Genomic DNA, 23045 nt, shown 5'->3' with positions numbered 1-23045 from the left:
AGCGTATTAATAGACATCCTTTGACAGGAGCGTGAACGGGGTCTTGATCAAGATTTTTATATCAAGCCACAGTGACCAGTTATTAATGTAGGCAAGGTCCATTTCGACGCGCTTTTGCATTTTGTCGATGGTTTCGGTTTCGCCCCGGCAGCCGCTGATCTGGGCAAGTCCGGTGATCCCCGGTTTAATCCGGTGGCGAGCCATGTAGGCGCTGATTTTTCCGGTGTAGTAGTCGTTATGGGCAACGGCATGAGGGCGCGGCCCTACGAGTGCCATATGGCCTTGCAGCACATTGAAAAACTGTGGCAATTCATCGATGGAAGTACGGCGTATGAAACGCCCCACAGCGGTAATCCGCGAATCTTGACGGCTAGCCTGCTGTACATGCCGGTCATCATGTACACGCATGGAACGGAATTTCCAGACGTTGATGATCTTGCCATTCCAGCCATGACGCGCCTGCTTGAAAATAATGGGGCCCGGGGACGACAGTTTGACCGCGACGGCAATGAGCAACAGCAGTGGGCTGAAGCCGATAAGGGCCATGAGCGCCAGGCCACGATCCAGTAACGCCTTGCTAAACGCCGCGGTGGGGTAGCTGGTCAGTGGGCTTTCATTGAGATGTATGGCGGGTAAGCCATCCACCTCGCTCACGGAGTGATTAAGAAGTGTCATGCTGTTCAGGTCAGGAACCCAGACGACATCGACATTCATATCAAGCAGGTCGATATACAACGCTTCGATGTGTTGTGCTTCACTTAATGAGAGGGCAATGTACAAACGCCGAATATCATGAGCGGTGATCAGCATACGCAATTCATCTAACTGACCCACGATTCTGGATGAGCTGGCGCCAATCAGTTCGTTGGTCGGTTCGTCAGGTGTGGCACTGACAAGGCCGACCAGCGGCACAGATTCCAGTCGGGACAGTGAGTCTGCCAGTTTCAGTGCCAGTCCATTGGTGCCTATGATCAACGTGTTGTGCTGGCGGTTCAGCTGGCGATGATAGAACTTTGAAAAGCTGTGCATTGGAATATAAAGCAGGGCCTGTAACCCATACCCCAGCAATGCCCAGGTTATTATGATTTCACGGGAGAACAACTCACCGGTTTTGCTGAGGAAGCCGATACTTGTCAAACCGGCCAAGGTGATCAACCAGCCGATAAGAAGCCGTGCCAGGCCGCTCAGGTAACCATGCTGTTTATGATAGACCTGCATCAGTGAGTAGGAGGGAACCGACCCCAGAAGAAACAGGACGGCAAGCACGCGGTAATGCGAGCCGACTTCTCCTGTTTGGTAATAGGCGAGCGCGAACAGTAGTGCAATGACGAAACCCATTGCAACGGCCCATTGGCCCCAAAAGGTAAGCCCTTTATAGACTGATTTCCGGTTTATACGAGTATGTAACAAAGCGCAAACCCTGTGGTATTTTTTTTGCCTGATTATGGACGGCTCAAAATAGCGAGCTGCACACGCTCGTCCATGCCTTACTTCTGTTGTCTTCCTGGAGCAGATAGGTGTTTGTGTTCTGTACACATCATCAAGTTCGGCCGGAGCGACAACCTTGAATCCGACTGGCTTAGTGTTAGCCTGCGCTTTGTTGGTTTGGTATGTTTAATAGTAAGCAGCAGGCGCAGAAGCGTCTGTATGATGCTTTGATATTAATGTGTTGCTTTCTGTAGCGTCTGACGTTTTATAACGGCGACAATGATGTGTAGTGCTGCTGAGTGTTATAAAAAGTCAGTCTGCGGGAGTGGATAAAAGGTTAAACGCGCGAGCGTAATAACCTTGGTGGTGGGGGAATGGAAGGCATGCTTGAGTAGAAAAAGGATAATAAAAAAGGTCAGGGTTTTATGTTTTACTTGAGGGGTAACCGCATTTATTATTGTTGGAATCTGCGGTCTTGTTTGATCAGCAGGTAATATTTACTTTTTGAACCAGGCAATAGCCACGGTTTCGCACGGAGCGGAACAGGCGCTCCCCATTAGCGGTATCGCTGAATTTTTCTTGCAGCCTGCTCAGGCACATTTCAAGGCCGCGGTAACGCTCAGGATCCCTATTGATGCCCTGGATCAGTTCTGTCTTGCTGGATACTCGCTGCTCATTGGATAGCAGTTGTTTGAGCAAGAGTGTTTCAATGCCAGTGAGCGAAATTCTTTTCGCCATATTGGACAGTGTCCGCTCCTCGGCATTGAACGACCATGTCTCGGGGTTTTTGTACGGCTTTTTAAGGTGATCTCCCTCCTCGGCCAGTACGCTCTCGTCGGGGTTGAGTTCGGAGGAGGGGTGCGTGTGCCCAGGGCCCGGTGACTTGAGTTTTTTTCTCGCCAGGAAGTCACGGGTAAAAATTAAAAGCTGTTTATTTACCGGGATGTTATCAAGCATCATTCTAGTCATGGCAAATTCAATCCTTTATTTGCGAATGCCTTGGAGGGGGAGTAATAGTCTCCCTGAAAGAAATCAAACGGCAGGCTTCTTGCCAGTACATGATGGTGTTCAAGCTCTATTCGCTCGGCAATGAATCTGACTTTCTTTGTATGAGTCATGATGTTCATTTGGTCGTAGAGTCTATTGAGTAGTTCTGGTGTGGCGTTGAGCTTTTCACTCAGGTCGTTTTTTTGCAGATCAACTATCAGGTAGTTGAATATGTTGGGGGTGCTCTGGGTCTTGGTGCTGCCTTCGAGTAGGCTGTAGCTCGAAAAGGCGATGTCTATGCCGCTATCTTTTAGCAGGTAGATGTGGCTGATGAGGGTTCGCTTCTCTTCAGTCGTGCTGAGGGGGGATGAGAATTCATCAATACTGACTGTTAATATTTTGTCATGTATTTTCAGTGCGTCACTGACGCGGGTAATATACTCTATCAGTACGGTATCTAATAAGTTGCGTGACCCTATGGTAATAAAAATTCTGCCAAAGGTATCAGGTATCAAAGGAGCGGGCTGCACCATTGATGAAGTTGCTGTCAAGTGAGTCTGAGTGAGTTTTTCGCTGCGAGTGACATCCAGTAGGACAGCTGAAAGTGTTCGACACACCTTTAGGGCGTCGAAATTCTCACCTGCGCCGTGTGCCTGTATCCCGCAGCCGAACAACGTGTCGTCACGCTTGAATATTGACTGTCGAAATAACTCTGTGTTGGGACTGTCCATAGTGGCGAATTTCTCGTTAACATCCATATGTCTGTTATTTAGTCATGGGTAGGTTGTATTTTTACGATATAACGCCCCGGCACAATCGATAGCCATAGCCACGCACGTTTTGAATGGCATTAATGTCATAGACCTTTTTTATCTTGCCGCGCAGTCTGCTGATTGTTTTTTCCAGGGCGCGCGGGTCGTAAAATCTTACATTCCAGTCTAGAGCTTTTGCGATATCGTCATGACTCAAAATATGTTCTTGCGCATTGATCAATGCGTCCAGAATTTTCATTTCTGAATAAGAGACTTCCAGTTTTTTTGCATCCCCGCATAGGCAGAGGCGTGCCTGGTCCAAAACCAGCTTTATTTCAGACTTCCACTCGGGGTTCTGAAATAGTTCCGGGAAAAAGTTTGTTTTTTCATGAGGGTCGACAGGCAATTTAATGCAATGATCGGCGCCGGCGAGATAGCACTTGACTTTAGTGAGCGACTTGGTGTGTGTGAACACTATAAAAATTCGTGCCAAAAAATTTTTGAGCCGAATTTTTTTAACAAGTTCAATGCCTTCATTAAAAACGGACGGGGCGTCGATTTCAATGATTATCGCATTGGCGGAACTTATATTGGGGGCCTGCTCCAGGGGGGTGCAGTAGCTTAATGCGTCAACGTGTAAAGTGTCCGATACAATAAGCAGTTTTAAGTTCTCTGCCAAAGCTGCGGTGCGACCAAAGGCTAAAATGGCTGTCCTTTGCTCTTTGAATGTGCGTCCTGCATCAATCATGTGATCTAACTCAAGTACTTAGCGGTAGCGGCACAATAATATTGCCACACAAGTTTAACGGTGCATCTGACAATTTATAACATTTTTGCCTGTCAAACCCTTTGCCAGGCGGTGTAACTCAATGCTCCTCAAGGTCTTGAAAATAGCGGTTTTAAAGCGCTAGCCGAAATTTTTCAGGCGCATACCCTACAGATATTTTTGCTTGTTTAACAGTTCGACTTTCAGCTAAGGGCCTGGGTATCAATCGCCAAGGTGCAGCGGCCATGCAGCGGTGGCTCGTCTTAAGCCTCTGAAACGACAGGCAATTTTCCCGTCAAAGTAACCGCGGTGGTATGGCTCCCATGCTCAGGCATGACCGGGAAACCCACAGCGTGCCCCAGTGATTACTGACTGTTTTACAGCGTCAGGATACTGTCGATTTTATTGACGGAATACCCAGCCTACTATTTTAAACAATGCCATATAGCCATCATTGTTGCCAGGCGCATTTTTCAATCGATATCAGGTTTCAGAAGCGCGCGCTCGTTATGCCCCATGTCAGCATGAAAACTGATCGATCCTGCATGATGCTTATCTTGGAGATCATCGGTGCGTCTGGTTAACGTATCAATTTAACCACACAATTGTATTCGCCTGACATGACGGAACGACGATGCTATCGGACTGTTAGATAGAACGTTGCAAGGTAAGCCTGGATGAGTCTCGATTGTAGGACGATTGATCCAGAGCTGTTTTCACTGTCGTGTTGAAACCCATCTCAGGACCAGGCGGGTGTCGATGCTGAAAATGCATGGCAGGCTGAGCATAACAAGGGCAATGCGTGCATCTCGCTGCTACTAGCGCGTCCAGCGCCACGCAATCAGCAAACCGAGCAACACGCCGACGCCATTCGCCAGGGCGTCGTAAGCTGATGCCGTGCGTAATGGCATCAGTTCTTGTGCATATTCGATCAGGATCCCCGTGAGTAGACAGCCCAGTGCGATCCAGCGCAGCTTGACCTGTAAAAAGGCCAGCTGGCAACTGAAGGCCAGAGCGAAAAAGCCAACCAAATGGTGCAGCTTGTCCTGCTCGGCAAAGGCTTCGGGGATTGGTTGCGCGCGCAGCCCGGCTGTTAGCAAGACCACGCTAATACCGACGAAAAACAGCCCCCGTACCCAGAAGGGGAGTTGTGTGACGCGCGCAATCGACAGACTCACTCGGTGATCTTCTCAAAGTTTTTATAGAAGGCATCGCTGTTACGGCCATCGGTCATGGTGTGCAGCGAATACTGGCGGTTAAGGCGCGCGCCACCATCGCGGGTCAGTGGTGCCCAGACCAAATTGGCGCGACGCATGGTGGAAACGCTCATCAACTCGTCGAAGGGGACCGAGATATAGATACCTTTGTCGAAGCTACCCTCACCGAATTCTGCTGCTGACGCGGTGGTGCGGGTGACCCAGCCACCGAACTTCACGCCGTTACTGAACTCATGGGACAGATCGATCGTAGTACCCCAATCGCGCGCCAGGTAACGCCCGACACTGACCGCCGCCTGCAAATCGAACGGCAGCTCTGTATAAGCAGTGACGTGACCGGTCACGGTCCTGTATCCGCGCAGGCCAAAGCCCTGGTCAAACGCCCGCTGGCGTACATAGTTCAAATCAGCACCCAAGGCCCAGCGCTCGCCCATGGGACGGTACAGCAATTCACCGCCGACCCCGGCGAACATTGACTCCAGATAACCGGCATACACCATGCCATACAGGTCTTGATCCAGTTGCCTGGCGTGGTTGAGCTGAAATGTCGGCATCGTTACATCAGAGGTCGTGATGTACTGGCGCAAATCGCTCCGCACTCGGGGCAGCTTGCTCGGTGCGTCGAACTTGAAGTTATCGAAGTTGTTTATGAGATTGGCGCTTACGACGCCGCTTGTCCACGTGTTGCGGGTAAAGCGGTATTCTGCGTCCACATCGGCGGTCAGCTGGTACAGCAAGCCATCAGGACCACCAACGTTTTGCTTGTAACCCAAGCCGAAACCATAGGTAAACCGTTCTGGTGCCTGGGTGTACAGAGTGTTTTCAATGTGTGGGGTGGCCCGGTTTACTTCGGTGGTGCGGTGCAGGTCTGTAAGGTCTTGTTGATTGTTCACCACGGCCCGGAAGGTTTCGCGCGGCACACTGGTTTCTTCCACGGGCATGTCGTAACGCTTGTTCACCAGGGTGAACCAGTCGATTTCGTCATTCGCGCTGTTGTCCAGAATCCGGCTGGCCCGGCCCACGCCTTTGGCCGAGTAGAAATAGCGCGACTGCTCGCCATACACCATCAGCTCGGAATCGCGCTGAGTGATGCGTTCGACCTTATAACCTGCGTTGTTTTCCAGTCGTTTGGAAACCTCGGCCCAGTCGACCTGATTGAGCGGCGTAGTCGACGCGCGAGCAGGGAGTGCTTCGGCAGGGGGGTCGTAACTCTTTACCGGCGCCTTGCGGCCGGCGAAATTGGTATGAACAGTGATGCCGAACAACGCGGTATTGCCGCGCTCCCAGCCCGCGGTCAAATCGACAGAGTCACTGAGCTTGTAGACCGCCCCAATGTTAATGGGGGAGTCCTGCACCTGGTTATTGCTCTGCGGTTCGTGCTTGTAGTCGTTACCGTCGAACTCGAGTTTCAAGCTCAAGGGGGCCCAGGGCGTCTGATAGGCCACGCCGCCAAACAACGAGGGCGAGCCGCGAAAATACGAGTTGGTATTGACGTCGCCCGCGGTCGTGCTGACTGGGCGTGTATTAAAGCGCTCACTGACGTGCCCCAAAGGGTTGTCGAAATCCCCCCGGTTACCAATGTAGCCCCAGGCAATGCCCAGGCTGAAATCCAGATTGTAGTAACGCTTGTTCGCCACAAAGTATTCGCTGGAAAACAGGCCGGTGCCACCGATATCGCGAAAGCCGAGCGCGACCTCGGGCAGCCAATGGCTTTCTTGCCAGAGGCGGGCCTTGGCATCGACCGCTTTGTCTTTATAACTCTGGTTGCCGCTGAGCGACTCGGGCCCGTATTTACGGTTGCTGATGGAGGTATAACGGAAACTGCCTTCCAGCCAATCAAGGGGCTGTAATGAAATGCTATAGCGAGAATAAGGGTCCGTACGGTTGGCATTCAGGCTGAATTCGCCGGCCGGTGCCATCCGGGCGGTAGGTGTTTGCAACAAACCCACGCCACCGAAATCATTCTGGGTAAAACGCGGCTCGCCATGAGCCAAACTGCAGGGCAACAACACTACGGCTGCAAAACATAACTTCAAGGGGCCACCTCGACCAGCGGTTGGGTGGCGAGAAACTCGGCCAGCTGTTCATTCAAATCGGGCGTGGGTAGATCGGGGCTATCGTTTCGCACAGGCACCAGAATCGTGCTGCCGGCGGCGGCAATCACCCCATCCTCGCGGTTCCAGGCGGCGATGCCAACTCGCTTGACCTGGCCATCGGGATGAACCAGCCACAGGTAATCGGCCTCTGCGTCGGCGAGTGGCAGACAGCTTTTGAGATATTCATGGGCTTGCTGCAGGGCGCGATAAGGCAGCTTGCAGGGTTTTTCCACCGCGCCCAGGACAGTGACCGTAGTCGGGCGCAGGGGGTAAATCAGTTGGTCGCCGTCATTGAGCGAGTAATTGCGGGCGAACGCGACCTCCAGCGCCACGGGGTCGAGCACCGCGACTTTGCGGCCGGTGACGGGCAGTCGGCTGACATCTTCATACAGGCGCGCAGCCAGGGCTGCAAGGCTGCTTTTTTCTTCCAGCAAGGCGCCGCGCTGGACCATTTTCAAATCGAACAGCACGCCAGCTTTAAGGCGGCTTTGCTGCTCCAGTAGCGGCTGGTGCAACCAGGCGGCGGCCAGCCAGTAACTTTCGGCGTTCGGGCGGGCCTGGCTGACGGCATCGAGCAGGCGTGCGCCTGGCACCAGCGTGAAGGATCCGGCGTTTAGTACATCACCCGTCACCGTGACCGCGGCCTGAGTCATCGCAGAACTGGCCAGCAACAGGCAAGCCGACAGCGTTTTCGAATATCTCACCGGGCCGTCTCCCGGTCAGGGCGCAATTGCACAATCTTCAAGAAAAGCTCCGGCGTGAGATGTTGTTCGCTCTGCAGGATCAAGCCATCGCCAGGCCTGACCCAGAAACGGTTGGTGGCGTGGAATCCGAGCTCAGGTATGTCGATGCGTTCGTCTATGCGCTGCAACGCATAATCCTTGTCCAGGATGGTGACGGTTTCGATGGCCTGTCGACTGAAGCGACTGTTGACAGCCAGTCCGACCCGCTGACCCTGATAGAGATCTATCCAGCGGGTACTGCTGTAACCGTCGGGCAATTGCTGCAAACCAAGCTTGAACGGCGACTCACCGTCGAAGCGTGTGCCATCGAGATTGATGCCCAGGCCGACGCTGCGCACAGCCAGACCGTCGCGCATCAACAACACCTGCTTGCCAGAGGCGACCCAGAACTCCAGGTCGTCCTGCTGGCGAAGCTTTGCCATCACCCCTTCGCTGGCGTTCGTGGTGACCTTGATCTGTGCATAGGGCACGGCCTCCACTTGCGCCGCAGTTACTGCCAGCGGCTGGACGCCCAGTGCGGAGTCTTTAAATGTATCCAGGGACGCCTGCATCAGCGGATTGCAGCCACACAGCAGTAAACCCACCGCCAGGCATGAGCTGTTACGCAAGGTTTTCAAAACGGCTCAAACCTTATCGGCTGCTGGATTGACTGATATTGTTTTGAGCCGCTGCTCCAGTACCCAAAATGGTCGCCGAGGGTAACAGCTGGCTGATCAAGCGGTTCCAGCGGGTCACCCCGGCAGGGCCGACGTAGACAATATCCTGGGGTTGCAGATCGAAGCGGCTGGCGAGGGCAAAAGCGGTAGGCGATTCGGCGTCCAGCTGAAAGACTTTTGCCGGCTCGGTTTCAAGGTTTTCGGCACCCCGAATGACATAAAGCGCATTGCCATTGGACGTGGTCTGATTCAGTCCACCGACTGTTCCGACTGCATCCGCCAGATTCATCCGATTGATTTTGAACGTGAGCGCCCGTGGCTGGTTGACCTCACCCATCACGTAGATCTTTTTACGGTCATTGTAGGGAAGGTACAACTGGTCGCCGTCTTTCAAATAGACGTTTTGCAACTGCGAGCCTTTGCTGTTAAGTGCGTCCAGATCCAGCCGATATTCATGCCCGTCGCGGGTCAGCGTCAGACTGGAAAGGTCGGCATTCAATGGGTCGACATTGGCGGCGCTGATAGCCTCGACGACACTGACCGGCGAAGTAGTAATGGGCTGTTGAACAGCGTTTAAAACAGCCCCGGAAACAACTACTTTTTGACTGGCAAATCGTAAAACACTCAAGTCAACCTGGGGGCTGTCGATGTATTGTTTCAGGCGATCAGCAATAAAAGCGCGCAGCTCTTCGATGGTTTTACCCGCTGCTTGAACATTACCGACATAGGGGTAAAACATAGTGCCGTCCGGACGTACAAGACGGCCGTTGGCATCAATTTGTTGTTGTGGCCCCGACGGCGCAGTCAACTCCGGATGATCCCACACAGTGATGTACAGCACATCGTTGGCACCGATCCGATAAGCCCCCGGATGGAACGCCAACAACTCGGCCGGCACCGAAGCGTCCCTTTTTGTCGCCATGTTCTGAGCAATCAGTTTGGGCGTTATCGGAATCAACTCGACACGACTGCTTTCCGGTGAGCCATCGTTCACTATTCTACTAGTGTCCATGTGTTGACCGGGTGCGAACATACAGCCTTGCAGGGCAACGCCTGCAAGCACAGCGAGCGACAAACTACGAATCATGATGGGGGACACTTGTGGAGGGAACACATCAAAACTCAACCACCCGGATTGCTCCGGGTGGTCGAAGACTATCGACCTTGGGACGCGCTTAGCGGGTAGTACCGGTGGTTCCGGTAGTGCCGGTGGCGCCGCCATTGTTTCCGCTACCGCCACTGGATGACAGCGCAGCGGCCCCAGCTGCAACAGCGACGCCAATACCGATGGCAGTCGATGTGGTAACGCCACCCAAGACACCTGTCGGGGTGGCCAAAGGAGTGCTTGTCAAGGGCTTAGTCTGTGTGCTTGTAGAAGGAGATACCGCGGGAGGCTCAGCAGCCAGGGCGCAGGTACTTAAAGCAAGCATTAGGGCGGAAGCGAGTAGTTTGGTCATGGAAGATTCCTTTTGATGCATCGTCTGTATTTGCGGTGATACTCAGAAATGTGAGTGCAAGGCAACGAGCTTTGAGCGTCCGGTAGCTTGAAGCATAGTCATGGATTCGGGCCCGAATAGAGCGCTGTTCCAGGTCTATCTTCAGTGGCATTCATTTTGCGTTTATTGCCCCTAGAATACCTGTGTAGGACGCCCGACATGTCTGACGTTTTCTAACATGTTCGCTGGTCTGCCTCTCGTTATTGGGTATGTGGTGCAGAAGTCGTGATTCGCGTCTGATCGCTGCGCCATACGAGAGATAAGCAATGCTACTGGCTATAGCCTTGCGGATTGCCTGTTTGCCAGCGCCAGGTATCGGCCATCATTTCCAGCATGCTGTAACCAACTCCAGCACCCAGGTTCCAGATGCTTACCCCAGTCTTTTGGACGCTCATAAGGGACTCGAAGATGCCGGCATAGACGCGCTTGCCGAGATTGGCGATCTCGTATCGGGTGTTCTGGAACCGCACAGCCGAGCCGACGGAAACCGGCATCTCCATACCAGGCACAACGATGGGGTCAACGCCACTCTTCGGGGCAGTCAACTTTCCAATCGGCGAATGCCGACTCCAGGGTGTATCGATACGAATAGCCGTTTTCCACCAAGTGGCCTGGATGAATATTGTTCGATCGTACCAGCTTGCGAATCCGCACCGGGCTGAAGGGATGTTTGATACCTAGTGGGCGAGCAATCAGCTCGATTGCATAAGCGGCGCTCAGAATCAAAGGGTACGGAATGGCCGGTACTTTGCGCTGAATGCCTGCCACCTTGCAGACCGTTTCCACATACTCCTGAATCGAAGGGCCAGGGTTCATGGACATGTTGAACAACGTGAAATGTTCGCCTTGTTCCTTCTGTCGCTGCAGGATCCACCAAATGGCACCACACAGCTCCTTCACATAGGTGCCAGCCTTGCGGGTGTCGCGATTGCCCATATAGAAGAAGTACCGCTTGATCACTGCTTTGATCAGGCGAGAAACGTTGCCGCCTTCACCAGGACCGAAGACAACCCCCGGGCGAACGATAACCAGATGACGCTGTGCCTTATCAGCGGCCAGCCAGATCTGGTGGATTTTTTCCGCGACCAGCTTGGAGCCGCCGTAGGCCGTCAAAGGCACCGGCAGGGATAGCTCCTTCTTCTGCTGTTCGCTTGGTCCATAGGGAGAAATGGAACTGGTGAAAACGATCTCATTGCAACCCACACGCTCGGCCCAGGTGCAGATATTTTCGGCACCGAGCAAGTTGGTTTCGTAGTACTCGAAATCCTCGTGCCCAGGCTCGCGGTGGATCGCTGCAAAGTTGACGGTCAGCGTGACCTTATCCTGCGGCTGCCAGGTAATTTCCTGGCGAACATCGCCCTTGAGCTCAACGATCCTGGCATCCTCTCGAACCAGTTTAGTGCGATAGGGGAAGGGTTTATCGGCAACGTGCTCCTTATCGTACAGGTAGACTTTTTCAAAACTACCAGAGGCGAGTAATTGTTTGGCAAAGAAGACGCCAATGAAGCCGGAACCTCCAAAAATGACAGCGCAGCTCATTTGAATCCTTCAAAAGTAAATGGAGTCTTTCGACTCGAGTTCAGTCATTAGTGGCCAAAATAGAACCGTAATAGGTCCGCAGCTCACGCCCGCCCGTACTTGTCCTCAAAGCGCACAATATCGTCCTCACCCAGATAGGAGCCGGACTGCACCTCGATCAGCTCCAGCGGAATGACACCTGGATTTTCCAACGCGTGGATCTGGCCAATCGGGATATAGGTGGACTCGTTCTCGCTGACAAGATAGGTCCGCTCACCATTGGTAACCTGGGCAGTACCGCTGACCACGATCCAGTGTTCGGCACGGTGGTGGTGCATCTGTACCGAAAGCTTGGCACCGGGATGTACAGTAATACGCTTGACCTGGTAGCGCTGGCCATTGTCGATAGAGTCGTACATCCCCCAGGGGCGGTACACCTCGCGGTGATTGATGTGTTCGTGACGGCCGTCGCCTTTGATCTGCTCGACGATCTTCTTCACGTCCTGAACCATGTCCTTGTGCGCTACCAGTACGGCGTCCTTGGTTTCGACGATCACCAGATCCTCGACGCCCACGGTGGTCACCAGGCGGCTGTCCGCATGCACATAAGAGTTGCGGGTAGCCTGGCCTAGCACATCGCCCTTGAACACGTTGCCTTCCGCATCTTTAGCGCTGACATCCCACAGCGCCGACCAGGAACCGATATCGCTCCAGCCTGCATCCAGTGGCACCATCACGGCGTCAGCGGTCTTTTCCATCACCGCATAGTCGATGGAGTCTTCCGGGCACGTGGCGAAGGCATTACGGTCGACCCGGGTGAAATGCATGTCCTGCGCTCCACCTTCCAGTGCTGCGCGGCATGCCGCGAGAATTTTCGGCTGGAAGCGCTCCAGTTCTTGCAGATAGCGACTGGCGCGGAACATGAACATGCCGCTGTTCCAGAAGAAATTGCCGCTGGCCAGATAGTCGCGGGCGGTAGCCAGATCGGGCTTCTCGACGAAGCGATTGACGGCGAAGCCGCCGGTACCGACTGCGTCACCTTTTTCGATATAGCCATATCCGGTTTCCGGACCGTTGGGGACGATGCCGAAGGTCACCAGTTTGCCATCTGCCGCGAGGGGCAGGGCGGCCTGGATGCTGGCATGGAACGCCGGTACATCCTGGATCAGATGGTCTGCGGCCAATACCAGCAGGATCGGGTCTTGCGCCTCGCTGCAGGCTTGCAGAGCCGCCAAGGCAATTGCGGGTGCGGTATTGCGGCCGACCGGCTCCAGCAGGATGCGGGCTTGTTCCATGTCCAGCTGGCGCAGTTGCTCAGCGGCAAGGAAGCGGTGCTGCTCGTTGCAGATCAGTCGCGGCGGGGCCGCATCCAGGCCGCGCAGGCGCAGGATAGTGGCCTGGAGCATGGACAGCTCGGCATCGGCCAGAGGCAGGAACTGTTTTGGATTGAGCTGACGAGACAGCGGCCATAGGCGCGAGCCGGAGCCGCCAGCAACGATTACTGGAAATATCATCTGGAACATCCTTTTATTCAGAAACCAGTAGGCACTGGTTGTTGGCTTGCGAAGGTGTCAGGGGACAGAAGGATCAAGCTTGAGCCAAAGCCTGATCGACAAACGCTTTGATTTTCTGTTTGAAAACAGACTTGTCGAAACCTGCAGCATGTTCGTGCAGTTCCGACGGTGAAAAAACAAACTCGCCAGATTCAAGTTGTTGAACCGCGTTGATCAAGGCATCAACAGACTGCTCATGGAAATGAATGCCTGTACGGCCATGTATCACCGTTTCCAGTGCGCCGCCCTTGGCGAAGGCAATGACAGGGGCACCAGCAGCCATGGCTTCAACGGGAACGATGCCGAAGTCCTCGACACCGGGAAAAATCAGACCGCGACAGCGCTCCAGCAAGTCCTTGATCACAGGAAATGGCTGTCGCCCCATCAAGGTTACGTTGGTGCCTGCGCGTGCTTTCAACGCTTCATATAACTCGCCTTCGCCAACGACGACCAAAGGGAGTCCCAGTTTATTGAAAGCATCAACAGCTAGATCAGCTTTTTTATATGCAACCAGTTGGCCAAGGCACAAATAGAAGTCGCCGCGCTCCTGCTGTGGTGAGAACTCACTAGTATTGACAGGGGGGAATATTACCGCAGTATCGCGGCGATAGAATTTCCTTATGCGCGAAGAAATGAAGCTGGAGTTTGCGATGAAATGATCGACGCGATCTGCCGACAAGCGATCCCACATGCGTAGCCGATGTGCAATAAATGGGAATAAAGTTTTTATCAGGCGGCCAGCAGTGGCGGAATACTCATGATACATATCCCATATGTATCGCATTGGTGAGTGGCAATAACAAATGTGTACGGCATCAGGGCGAGTGATTACACCCTTGGCAGGGCCGGACTCACTGCTGATAATCAGATCGTATTTTGTCAGATCTAATTGCTCAAGTGCCAAAGGCATAAGAGGTAGATATTTCTGATAGTGTTTTTTTGCGCCAGGAAGGCGCGAGATGAACGAAGTCTCGATTTTTCCCTTGAAATTATCTGGGAGTGCTTCGCGCATGATGTCTTCATTGCAGACATGCAGGAATATATCGGCATCAGGATATAATTCGGCAAGCGCGGCACATACGGCTTCGCCGCCACGATTGCTAAGCCACCAATAATGGACTATAGCTGTTTTCATTTGATGTCTCGGAAGGAATTAAGTTATTAAAAAAGCATTATTCGTTTGTTGAGTCGCAATACCGCGCATAATTTCTTGACTGCCAAGGTTGAAGGGTAAGAAGTTGATGGTGCTGTGTAAGATGCCGTTCTTCAATTTTCTAAAGTAAACCAGGCATTCAGTTGATTATGTAAGGTGGCTGGTGTTTAGGTCGCGGTAGTTACCCTTGCTCACTCAGTATGTTAGGCGTTGTTTTTAGACTGATTCGCCATTTTTTTGTTGTACATAGTCTCGGTTTTTTATGAGTTTCGGTGGAGCTGTTGCATTGCTTTAATCTCTTATGCCAAGTCTTTATGGGGCTTTAAATAAAGTGTCATAGGGGGTTGGCGTTACTAGAGGGATTTATTTTTTTGCAGCAACTGCAGAATATTGGAAAGTGTTTTTCTGCTGTCGAGATTTTCAATCATGTGACGTTGAGCGTTTTCAGCTATTTTGGTACGCTTTGCTTTCGATGTAAGCAGTTCGTTAACTGCTCGGTAGAACATTTCGCTTGAGTCGCCTAAGAGGTAGTGCTCACCGTTTTTTAGTCCCAACCCCTCAATACCTGTAGAAGTTGACACAATTGCAATGCCTTCCGAAATAGCATTTACAGCGCGTAGTTTTACTCCGGCACCATCTAGTAAGGGAATAATAAAAATGGAAGCGCTTTCGTATAGCTCATCTAGATTTTTGGGTGAGTCGATGATTTTTATATTGGCTTGATTTAAATTTTTAAGTGATGGTTTTTTTCCTCTCGTATTTCCCGCTATCACTAATTCATATTTTTCATTCGCGGCTACTAATTTAGGATGTACCGAATCAATGTACCATTGCAGCCCATTTGTATTATTTGCTGTAAAAAGGTTCCCTATAAATAAAACTTTGTCCTGGTCGGAGCTGTTTGTTTTTTTTAGCTCTGACAGATTGATGTAGGGAGGCAAAAAGAAAGATTTTTTTCTGTTTATTTTGAGTTCGGTTAATAACTCATCACTTGAAATGTGTAGGATTGCATCTGCGCGTGACTTTGTTTTTCTAGAGTGATTTTTATATGCTATCGATTCGTAAAAATAATAAATTTTCTTTGGTATGTTTTTTGTGCTTTTAAATAGGGATTTAAAGTACTGGGATTCATTGTTGTGAACTCGCAGTAAGATTTTTGCATTTTTTATGGATGGCGAATCTAATATAGGTGAACTGGCCTCAGACTCCAGAATGATATAATCATACTCTTTAGGGCTATGGAAATTCTTAAGCAGCAGTCTGCTTGATACTTGGTATGGAGTTCCTAGGAAGAAGTGTAATAGGTTTTTTTTTCTTGGGAAAAAGAAAATATTTTTAACGTGGCGCCGAAATTCAGTTTCGTCCTCGGTGCTTAAGAAGGATTCATTTGAGGTGACTACTAAGTCGACTTCATAATTGAGTTCTGATAAAAGGCGGATACGATTCCATATGTCAACTCGACCGCCATGATTTGGTGGGTATGGTAGGTCTGGAGAAACGACTAGTATTTTCATTTGGTATGGTATTTTTTTGAGGTATAAAAGAGAGGACCAGAAATGTTATATAAAAGCCAATTCCGGATGTCCAAAACATTAGGCTAAGATATACAAAAACAATTCCTGGGATCAAAGTCGGACGGCCTAGCCGCTTGACTTTTTTGTAGAGGAATGAAAAGGAGTAGAAGTAAATTAATAAGAAAGGTATCCCGAATATTATTAATGAGTCGGCAAAAAAAGACTTTGTTCCGAGAGATTGTGTGTTTTGTTGTCTGGTGTAGTCAGTTACTTCAGTAAAGTCTAGATATGGGGCATATGATTTTACAAGAGTTATGGTTTTTGGGATTGCATTAAGGTAGTACTCTACATACCCTGAAAAACCAACACCTAGTGGATTTTCTAACGCGATTTTTATTGCGCCGACAAAGCCCACTACGCGTGTTGCAGTTGATGTGTATCGATCAATATCGTTTTGCATTCGTTCTATAAAGAATGGTATGGCGACGAGTGTAATTAAAGATAGGGTTAAGAGGAAAAATATTACATGTCTGGATTTTGATTTTTTATCAAAAGCACCTTGGGTGTAATAGATGAAGAAAGAGAGGCAGTAAAGCAAAGCGCCTGCCTTCGACTCCGAATATATAGTTAAAGTTAGTCCGAGAAGTACAGCAGCTGCTTTGAAAAAGCTTGATTTTTCCAAGTGGAAAATTATTGTAGTAATGGAGCCTACGATTAATGCGTAATGGCTTGACTCCATTGTGAGCCCGCGAGGGCGGCCTTCATTGTTTCCTGCGTAGTTCAGTACATCTATTTCTGATAAAGGTTGGAATAGGGAAATTGCACATATTATCAAAGCTATCCAGCAAGATTTGTTTGCTAAGGATTCATTTTTTATATTGATAAATGAGCCTGATAAGGCTAGAAGATAAAGTATTGATAGCTTTGTTCCCTTTATGTATGAGTTCTCGGTGTTCACCTCTGCTTTGATGAATGCTGAATATGCTAAGGTTATAAGAAAAGAGTACGTTAAAAATAGGAGGGCGTTTTTATTTATTCTTTGTTTTTGAAATGTCGGTGCTATTATGAAAAATAGTGACATAAAAGCGAATGGAAAACTGGCCGACGCTCCTAATATTCCCAATCCACTACCTTGTAAACTTAAATTGGAAAATGGAGAAAATATTATTATTCCACAGGCTAGCACGTCTAGGGAGCGTGTTTTTCCAATGCGGTGATTATTGAACATTTTTGAGTTCTGGCTTTTTTGTTATTTCTATAATTGCGTTTGAAACTAATAATAAGTTCTCTTCTGAAACACAATTTGGATTTGAGATTGGATCGCTGATGATTCCTTTGAAAATTCGCTGGTTAAGCCATTTGGAAAAGTCGGCGATGTTTTTTTTCTGATCATCTTTTGCAGGGGAAAATATACTTGTGTTTTTTATTGTGTCTAGGCATATTTTTGTGCAGGGCTCTAGCTTATTGAAGAAGGTCGGCGCAAAAGTATAGGATCTAACTCCCATTAAGGCTGACTCATAAGCGGCTGTTCCTGATACGGTGACTACTCCTTCGGCACGTGATATAAGATTATAGGTTTCTTCTTTTTCATCTATGATGTAAGTGTCAGAAAGGCGATTTAGCATTCGATAGAAAAGCAGGCTTCTATCTCCTATAGCATTGCTATGTTCTTTTATTAGTATTGAAATTCCTTGTGGTAAAGATCTCCATATATTTAAGATGTTGATGTATTGATCGTCGTAATATCTACCAATTACGTCGATTGATGCTTCGGGTTGTTTGTGTAAGAGGTATAAGATGTATTTTTTCTCTTTAATGTCATCGTATTTGAATTTTTCGATGAATCTGTAGGTTTCTCTATTTATTTCGATTTTGGTTTTGATTAATAAATTTTTTATTTTGTCATGAATTACAGTTGGGTCATTTTTGTCGTAATTAGCTCTAGATAGAAAATTTATAGCTCTCTTTGCTCTTGAAGAAAAGGAGAAGTGTTTTTTTATAAGGTTGTCGTTTAATTTTAGGTAGTCAGGCTTTTCAGGGGTTAGGTTTAGATTGGAGGTGATGTCAGTTGTGCTATTTTCTGCTAGTTCAGATTGTTGTTCATCTAGAAAAAAGCCGAAATATGATTTTGGTATGCGTACTGTGTGAGGGTTCAGGAATTTACAATTTAGTTCTGTGTGTCTCTTGGTTATTCTGTGGGTGAGTATTTCGTGGCCCCAGGTTAATTCCCCGAAAATGAAGCTTATTGTGTTGTTTCTTATAAAGTCAAAGATTGGAAGCTGAATGCTTTCCAGATATTTTTTTCCTGGCGTTTGCTGGGTCCTAAGTGCTCGATCGCTTTGTATTATTTCGTTTAATCTGAAGTCTGATATCGGTAGCTGGTATGGCTGTGCATTATTGATGTAGAGGACGTTCTCTTTCCCCCATTTTTGACTCAGGGAGTTATTTAGTGTTTTGCTGATAGTGATCCAAAAAATCTCTTTTCCTTGCTTTGTCAGTTGGCTGGCTAGAGCTTCAAAAAATATGGTTTTTGAATAGTTGGCAATGAAACAAATTCTATTTGTCATTTGTCTTCCTTGAGAAGGAATTTTCTTGAGAATTAAACAATATCTATTTGAGCTGTTGCAGTGTTTGCTTTTATATCTTTTTTTGTTTTTTTGTTTATAAGCTGCTCAAGGTGTTTGGGGTGTAATCCAAATCCGGGTCTGACGCTGCGCACAGAGTCTTTTGTAATCAATTCCCCTGCTTTAAGATCCTTTACAAAGTATAGGGACCGCCGGAACTTCACATTGCCTTGCTCACTGGATTTTTGCCCATAATCAACATTGCCCAATGCTGCCCATGCGGTCTTGCTATCGCAACATAGTGCTGCCAACTCTGCCGGCTCCAATGAGAAGCTATCATCAGGACCGCCGCCGTTACGGTTGAGGGTGAAGTGTTTTTCGATGATTGAGGCACCGAGCACTACACTGGCGATGGAGGTGGTGTTGTCCAGGGTGTGGTCGGATAGCCCAGTGACAAGACCGAAGCGCTGCATCATGTCGGGGACGGTGCGCAGATTGTAGTCGGCAGCGGGGGCCGGGTAACCGCTGACACAGTGCAGAATGGCTAACTCCTTGCAGCCGCCTTCACGGGCGGCATCAATGGCCTCCTGGATTTCTTCTGCATCGGCCATACCCGTCGAAATGATCATTGGCTTACCGGTGCTGGCGACATACTTGATCAGCGGCAGGTCAACGGCCTCGAATGAAGCGATCTTGTAGGCTGGAGCATTAAGACTCTCCAGCAGATCAACAGCGGTGTTGTCGAACGGCGAGCTGAAGATCGTAATGCCAAGCTTGCGAGCATGTTCGAATAACGTCGCGTGCCAATCCCATGGCATATGGGCTTCTTGATAGAGCTGATAAAGCGTTTTGCCGTCCCAGAGCCCACCATGGATCTGAAAGTCTTCCGAGTCGCAGTCAAGGGTGATGGTATCTGCGGTGTAGGTCTGCAGCTTGATCGCGTCGGCGCCTGCCTTTTTTGCCTCTTCGATGATCTTCAGCGCGGTTTCTAATCTGCCGTTATGGTTGGCGGAAAGCTCGGCGATGATGTAAGGCGGTGTATCTGCTGCGATACGACGTCCTGCAATGCTTATGCTGGGAATGTTTGACATGGTCTGATCTCTTAAGTATTCGCTTGTTTGTCAGAGGCGAGAAGGCCGAAACACACGACATCGTGATAGCGCTGGCCGTCGAAGTGCTGTTCGCGCAGGATGCCTTCCTGTTGGAAGCCCTGGTTCAGGTGAAACTTGATGGAGCGCTCGTTATACGCAATTGCCTGGCCACAGATCTTGTGCAGCCCTGCGTGACTGAAGGCATATCGCAGGGCGGCGTGCCCCAGTTGACGGCCTGTACCCTGCGGAGCATCGGGGGCGGTGTAAAAGCCCCATTCCGCCACGCCGCCGGGGGCGGTTTGATGGATGTTGATGAAGCCCAGTGGTACAGCATCGCTTTCGAACACCAGCAAATGGCGGCTGGTATCCAGGGAGGCCCGTTCGAACCATCGAGTGTGCTCGACAAGGCTGATTTCATGCTGCGTGTACATATAGCGACGCACCTCTTCATGGTTGCGCCAGTCCAGTACTCGTTCGAGATCCTCGCGGGTCATCGGCCGTACCCGAGATTGTGTCGGTACGCTTGCGGTCAATTTAGAACTCCAGATGATGGATGACAGTTGCCACTCCGTGGCCATCCGCAATGTGTGAGGCTGCCTGGCTCATGCTTGCTCGCTGGGTCGGCGATGAAACAAGTCTGTTCAGTAGATAAGGCAGGCGATCAAGAATTTCATGCGGGCCTTGTAGCAGGTGAACCGCATTTGCGTGCTCAAGGCTATGAGCAATTTTCCGCTGATTGTCTGCCAGCACTAGCATCAGGGTTGGCAACCCCAGGCAGCAGCGCTCCCACGACGTAGCTCCAGCAGCACCGATCGCCAGGTCACTTTCGGCCATCAGTTGCGCCATATTGCTGACGCCTGACTTGACGGTTGTGGACCACGGCATCTGTTCGGCCAGTTGGCGAACTTCGGCAAGCCAGGGAGCAGTGGACCCCATGACCACGGTAATCCGGCAGTTGTCTGGTAGTTCAGTGGATTTGAGCGCTTGCAGAACTTGCCCGGTGGCGTTGTCCTTGTCCACACCGCCCATGGTGATGAGCAGGTGTTTGAGTTGCGGTTTTTTCCGACGCTCCAGGCTGTAGGCGCGTAAGGCCGCGAACTCGGGTCGTAGCAGGGAATATTGCGAGCCGCAGAGCAGGGTGCAAGCGTCAGGGAGCCAAGGTGCATAGTCCTTGGCGTTGCGACCGAAGGTCTGATCCAGCAGGAGATCGCACTGGTGTGGACGGTCAGCCAGATCGTCGATCACCATCAGTTTGCGGTAATGCGACTTCAGTGCAGTTTCCCAATGAGCATCGAGCGCATAGTGATCGACGATCAGCCAGTCAGGTATCAACTCGCCGAGAATGGCGGTGCATTCGGAGGCGTCGTTTTCCTGAGTGGAGCCAAGCCAGGCGGCATGTGCCAGTTGCGGCTCAGCGGTCGGCACATTGACGGCAATCAAGTTCACCCCAGCCGAGTCCGTGAGAGGCAAGGCATGGACCTGGAAGCCTTTGCTGCGGATATGTTCGATCAAATTGCCGGGATGTTCGCGGCAAATAAACCGGCATTCACCGCCTTGCAACTTGAGCGCAGTGGCCAGGGTCAGGCAACGCATGACGTGCCCCGTGCCCATTTGCAGTGAGGCGTCGACGCGGAAGACGACCTTCATTGTCTGCATCTTCACTGCGTTTCAGCCTGCATGGCCTTGAACAACCATTCGGCCCGCACCCAGTCTTCCGGCGTATCGATGTCCTGTACGCGGTGCCGCGGCAGAACTACGGGCATCGAGCCCGGGCTGAAGATCATCCGGCCTTGCAGCCAGGCATCGGCCCGGCCCCAGTAGAACTGCCCGGCGTCGTGCCAGGCGTCCTCAAGATCCTGAGAGCGGGTGTTGAAATGCTCCGAGCTGAACATTTCGACCCGACCCTCGGCATTCAGGCGAATCGCCCTCTGGATCGGGAAGGCGTAGCTGGTGACCGAAAAGGCGTAATCGCAGCCGGCATCGTTGAGGGTGCCAAAACCGCGGCGGATATCTTCAGGGCTGACGAAAGGGGCGGTGGCATACAGGCAGCAAGCGTGCTCGACGGGTTGACCGTGGGCATTGAACCATTCAATGGCGTGTCGAATAACCGGAATGGTGCCGGTATGGTCGTCGGACAGTTCCGTGGGGCGCATGAAGGGCACCGTAGCTCCGTAGTGACGAGCCACCTCGGCTATCTCTGGATCATCGGTGGAAACAATCACCTGATCGAAGCAGCCGCTTTGCAGTGCTGCTTCGATAGACCAGGCGATCATCGGCTTTGCGCAGAACAGCTTGATGTTCTTGCGCGGGATGCGCTTGCTGCCTCCGCGCGCAGGGATGATCGCCAGTTTCATTCCAGCACCGCTTTGCGCAGCGCGGTGATGACCTCATCCTGCTGCTCATCCGTCATGGTCTGGAACATCGGGATGCTGATGGCTTCCCGGTAGTAGATTTGCGCCTGCGGAAAGTCTTCAGGCTGGAAGCCCATGCGTTCATAGTGAGGCTGGGTGTGCACCGGGATGTAGTGAAGATTGACGCCGATACCCAGCTCACGCAGAGACTCAAAGACCTGGCGGTGAGTCTTCTGGATTTGATCCAGCTGCAGGCGGATAACGTACAGGTGCAGGCCGGAGTAGCTGTCCGGGTGCTGCCAGGGTGTGCTGACCGGCAGGCTGGCCAGTAGATCGTCGTAGCGGCGGGCCAGTTGATGGCGGCGAGCCACATACTGATCCAGGCGCTCCATCTGGGTAACCCCCAATGCGGCCTGCAGTTCGGTCATGCGGTAATTGAAGCCCAGATCAATCTGCTGGTAGTACCAGGGGCCATCGGCCTCGTGAGTCATCTGCGCCGGATCACGAGTGATGCCGTGGCTGCGCAGCAGGGCCATTTTGTTCGCCAGTTCGCCATCGTTGGTCAGTGCCATGCCGCCTTCGGCGGTGGTAATGATCTTCACGGGATGGAAACTGAATACGGTGATATCGCTGTAGCGGCAGTTGCCGATGAACTCGCCTTGGTACTTGCCACCAATGGCGTGGGAGGCATCTTCGATGATCTTGAAGCCGTAGCGCTGGGACAGTGCATGAATGGCCTGCATGTCGCATGGCTGGCCACACAAATGCACCGGCACTAGCACTTTGGGCAGCGTGCCCTCGAGTTCGGCCTGTGCCAGCTTGAGCGCGAGCGCTTGCGGGCAGAGGTTGTAGGTGCGCGGGTCGATATCGACAAAATCGACCTCGGCGCCGCAGTACAACGCACAGTTGGCCGAGGCTACGAAGGTGATCGGTGTGGTCCACAACCGATCGCCCGGGCCAAGCCCAAGGGCCAGGCAGGCAATGTGCAATGCCGAGGTGGCACTGTTCACGGCCAGGGCATGGCCGGCACCGACGTGCTGCGCGACATTTTGCTCGAAGCGAGGAACCATCGGTCCTTGGGTCAGGAAATCGGATTGCAGTACACCCACGACCGCATCGATATCGGTTTGGGTGATTTCTTGGCGGCCGTAGGGAATCAT

21 protein-coding genes are annotated in these 23045 nt (G+C 51.2%); all 21 read right to left on the bottom strand.

Annotation, left to right across the window (positions count from 1 at the left end):
• Window positions 1-6: 6 nt before the first annotated feature.
• The gene (locus AC07W5_RS28760) at window positions 7-1410 is read right to left on the bottom strand and encodes an undecaprenyl-phosphate glucose phosphotransferase (RefSeq protein WP_495024809.1); all 1404 of its coding nucleotides are present in this window, start codon (window positions 1408-1410) and stop codon (window positions 7-9) included.
• A 501-nt stretch (window positions 1411-1911) separates the two neighbouring features.
• Window positions 1912-2397, bottom strand: coding sequence for a winged helix-turn-helix domain-containing protein (locus tag AC07W5_RS28755; protein WP_495024808.1), 486 nt, complete (start codon window positions 2395-2397; stop codon window positions 1912-1914).
• A complete protein-coding gene (locus AC07W5_RS28750) occupies window positions 2394-3146 on the bottom strand; it encodes an EAL domain-containing protein (protein ID WP_495024807.1) in 753 nt (250 codons plus the stop codon). The genes AC07W5_RS28755 and AC07W5_RS28750 overlap by 4 nt, the downstream gene beginning before the upstream one ends.
• A gap of 61 nt (window positions 3147-3207) precedes the next feature.
• On the bottom strand, window positions 3208-3915 hold the full coding sequence (locus AC07W5_RS28745; RefSeq protein ID WP_495024806.1) for a winged helix-turn-helix domain-containing protein: 708 nt from the start codon (window positions 3913-3915) through the stop codon (window positions 3208-3210).
• An 836-nt stretch (window positions 3916-4751) separates the two neighbouring features.
• Entirely contained in the window at window positions 4752-5111 is a 360-nt protein-coding gene (locus AC07W5_RS28740) for a VanZ family protein (protein ID WP_495024805.1), read from the bottom strand.
• The gene (locus tag AC07W5_RS28735; protein ID WP_495024804.1) at window positions 5108-7186 is read right to left on the bottom strand and encodes a YjbH domain-containing protein; all 2079 of its coding nucleotides are present in this window, start codon (window positions 7184-7186) and stop codon (window positions 5108-5110) included. Before AC07W5_RS28735 ends, AC07W5_RS28740 begins: the two co-directional genes overlap by 4 nt.
• Window positions 7183-7950, bottom strand: a complete 768-nt coding sequence (locus AC07W5_RS28730; RefSeq protein ID WP_495024803.1) for a capsule biosynthesis GfcC family protein — start codon at window positions 7948-7950, stop codon at window positions 7183-7185. Before AC07W5_RS28730 ends, AC07W5_RS28735 begins: the two co-directional genes overlap by 4 nt.
• Window positions 7947-8606: a YjbF family lipoprotein gene (locus AC07W5_RS28725; protein ID WP_495024802.1), complete on the bottom strand. Its 660-nt coding sequence runs from the start codon at window positions 8604-8606 to the stop codon at window positions 7947-7949. Before AC07W5_RS28725 ends, AC07W5_RS28730 begins: the two co-directional genes overlap by 4 nt.
• Before the next feature lie 13 nt (window positions 8607-8619).
• Entirely contained in the window at window positions 8620-9732 is a 1113-nt protein-coding gene (locus AC07W5_RS28720) for a polysaccharide biosynthesis/export family protein (protein ID WP_495024801.1), read from the bottom strand.
• A 678-nt stretch (window positions 9733-10410) separates the two neighbouring features.
• A complete protein-coding gene (locus AC07W5_RS28715; protein WP_495024800.1) occupies window positions 10411-10641 on the bottom strand; it encodes a hypothetical protein in 231 nt (76 codons plus the stop codon).
• Between the two features lie 19 nt (window positions 10642-10660).
• Window positions 10661-11680 carry an NAD-dependent epimerase/dehydratase family protein gene (locus tag AC07W5_RS28710; RefSeq protein ID WP_495024799.1) on the bottom strand — a complete coding sequence of 340 codons (1020 nt, stop codon included), beginning with the start codon at window positions 11678-11680 and terminating at the stop codon, window positions 10661-10663.
• Window positions 11681-11763: 83 nt separating this feature from the next.
• Window positions 11764-13173: a mannose-1-phosphate guanylyltransferase/mannose-6-phosphate isomerase gene (locus AC07W5_RS28705; protein ID WP_495024798.1), complete on the bottom strand. Its 1410-nt coding sequence runs from the start codon at window positions 13171-13173 to the stop codon at window positions 11764-11766.
• Window positions 13174-13246: 73 nt separating this feature from the next.
• Window positions 13247-14347, bottom strand: coding sequence for a glycosyltransferase (locus AC07W5_RS28700; RefSeq protein WP_495024797.1), 1101 nt, complete (start codon window positions 14345-14347; stop codon window positions 13247-13249).
• Between the two features lie 371 nt (window positions 14348-14718).
• Entirely contained in the window at window positions 14719-15879 is a 1161-nt protein-coding gene (locus AC07W5_RS28695; RefSeq protein WP_495024796.1) for a glycosyltransferase family 4 protein, read from the bottom strand.
• Window positions 15818-17107: a hypothetical protein gene (locus AC07W5_RS28690; RefSeq protein ID WP_495024795.1), complete on the bottom strand. Its 1290-nt coding sequence runs from the start codon at window positions 17105-17107 to the stop codon at window positions 15818-15820. Before AC07W5_RS28690 ends, AC07W5_RS28695 begins: the two co-directional genes overlap by 62 nt.
• Window positions 17097-18446: a hypothetical protein gene (locus AC07W5_RS28685; RefSeq protein ID WP_495024794.1), complete on the bottom strand. Its 1350-nt coding sequence runs from the start codon at window positions 18444-18446 to the stop codon at window positions 17097-17099. The genes AC07W5_RS28690 and AC07W5_RS28685 overlap by 11 nt, the downstream gene beginning before the upstream one ends.
• 32 nt (window positions 18447-18478) lie before the next feature.
• Window positions 18479-19534 carry a pseudaminic acid synthase gene (gene pseI / locus AC07W5_RS28680; protein ID WP_495024793.1) on the bottom strand — a complete coding sequence of 352 codons (1056 nt, stop codon included), beginning with the start codon at window positions 19532-19534 and terminating at the stop codon, window positions 18479-18481.
• Window positions 19535-19545: 11 nt separating this feature from the next.
• Complete coding sequence (pseH, locus tag AC07W5_RS28675; RefSeq protein ID WP_495024792.1) at window positions 19546-20067, bottom strand: UDP-4-amino-4,6-dideoxy-N-acetyl-beta-L-altrosamine N-acetyltransferase; 522 nt, start codon at window positions 20065-20067, stop codon at window positions 19546-19548.
• Between the two features lies 1 nt (window position 20068).
• Window positions 20069-21181 (bottom strand): UDP-2,4-diacetamido-2,4,6-trideoxy-beta-L-altropyranose hydrolase, encoded by a 1113-nt coding sequence (pseG, locus tag AC07W5_RS28670; protein WP_495024791.1) that lies wholly within the window; start codon window positions 21179-21181, stop codon window positions 20069-20071.
• Between the two features lie 11 nt (window positions 21182-21192).
• Window positions 21193-21888, bottom strand: coding sequence for a pseudaminic acid cytidylyltransferase (gene pseF / locus AC07W5_RS28665; RefSeq protein ID WP_495024790.1), 696 nt, complete (start codon window positions 21886-21888; stop codon window positions 21193-21195).
• Complete coding sequence (pseC, locus tag AC07W5_RS28660) at window positions 21885-23045, bottom strand: UDP-4-amino-4,6-dideoxy-N-acetyl-beta-L-altrosamine transaminase (protein ID WP_495024789.1); 1161 nt, start codon at window positions 23043-23045, stop codon at window positions 21885-21887. The genes pseF and pseC overlap by 4 nt, the downstream gene beginning before the upstream one ends.

It is taken from the genome of Pseudomonas sp. GW821-FHT01E05 (genome assembly GCF_059422425.1).
Note: the sequence above shows the minus strand (reverse complement) of the source record. Positions and strands in the feature narration are given on the sequence as shown.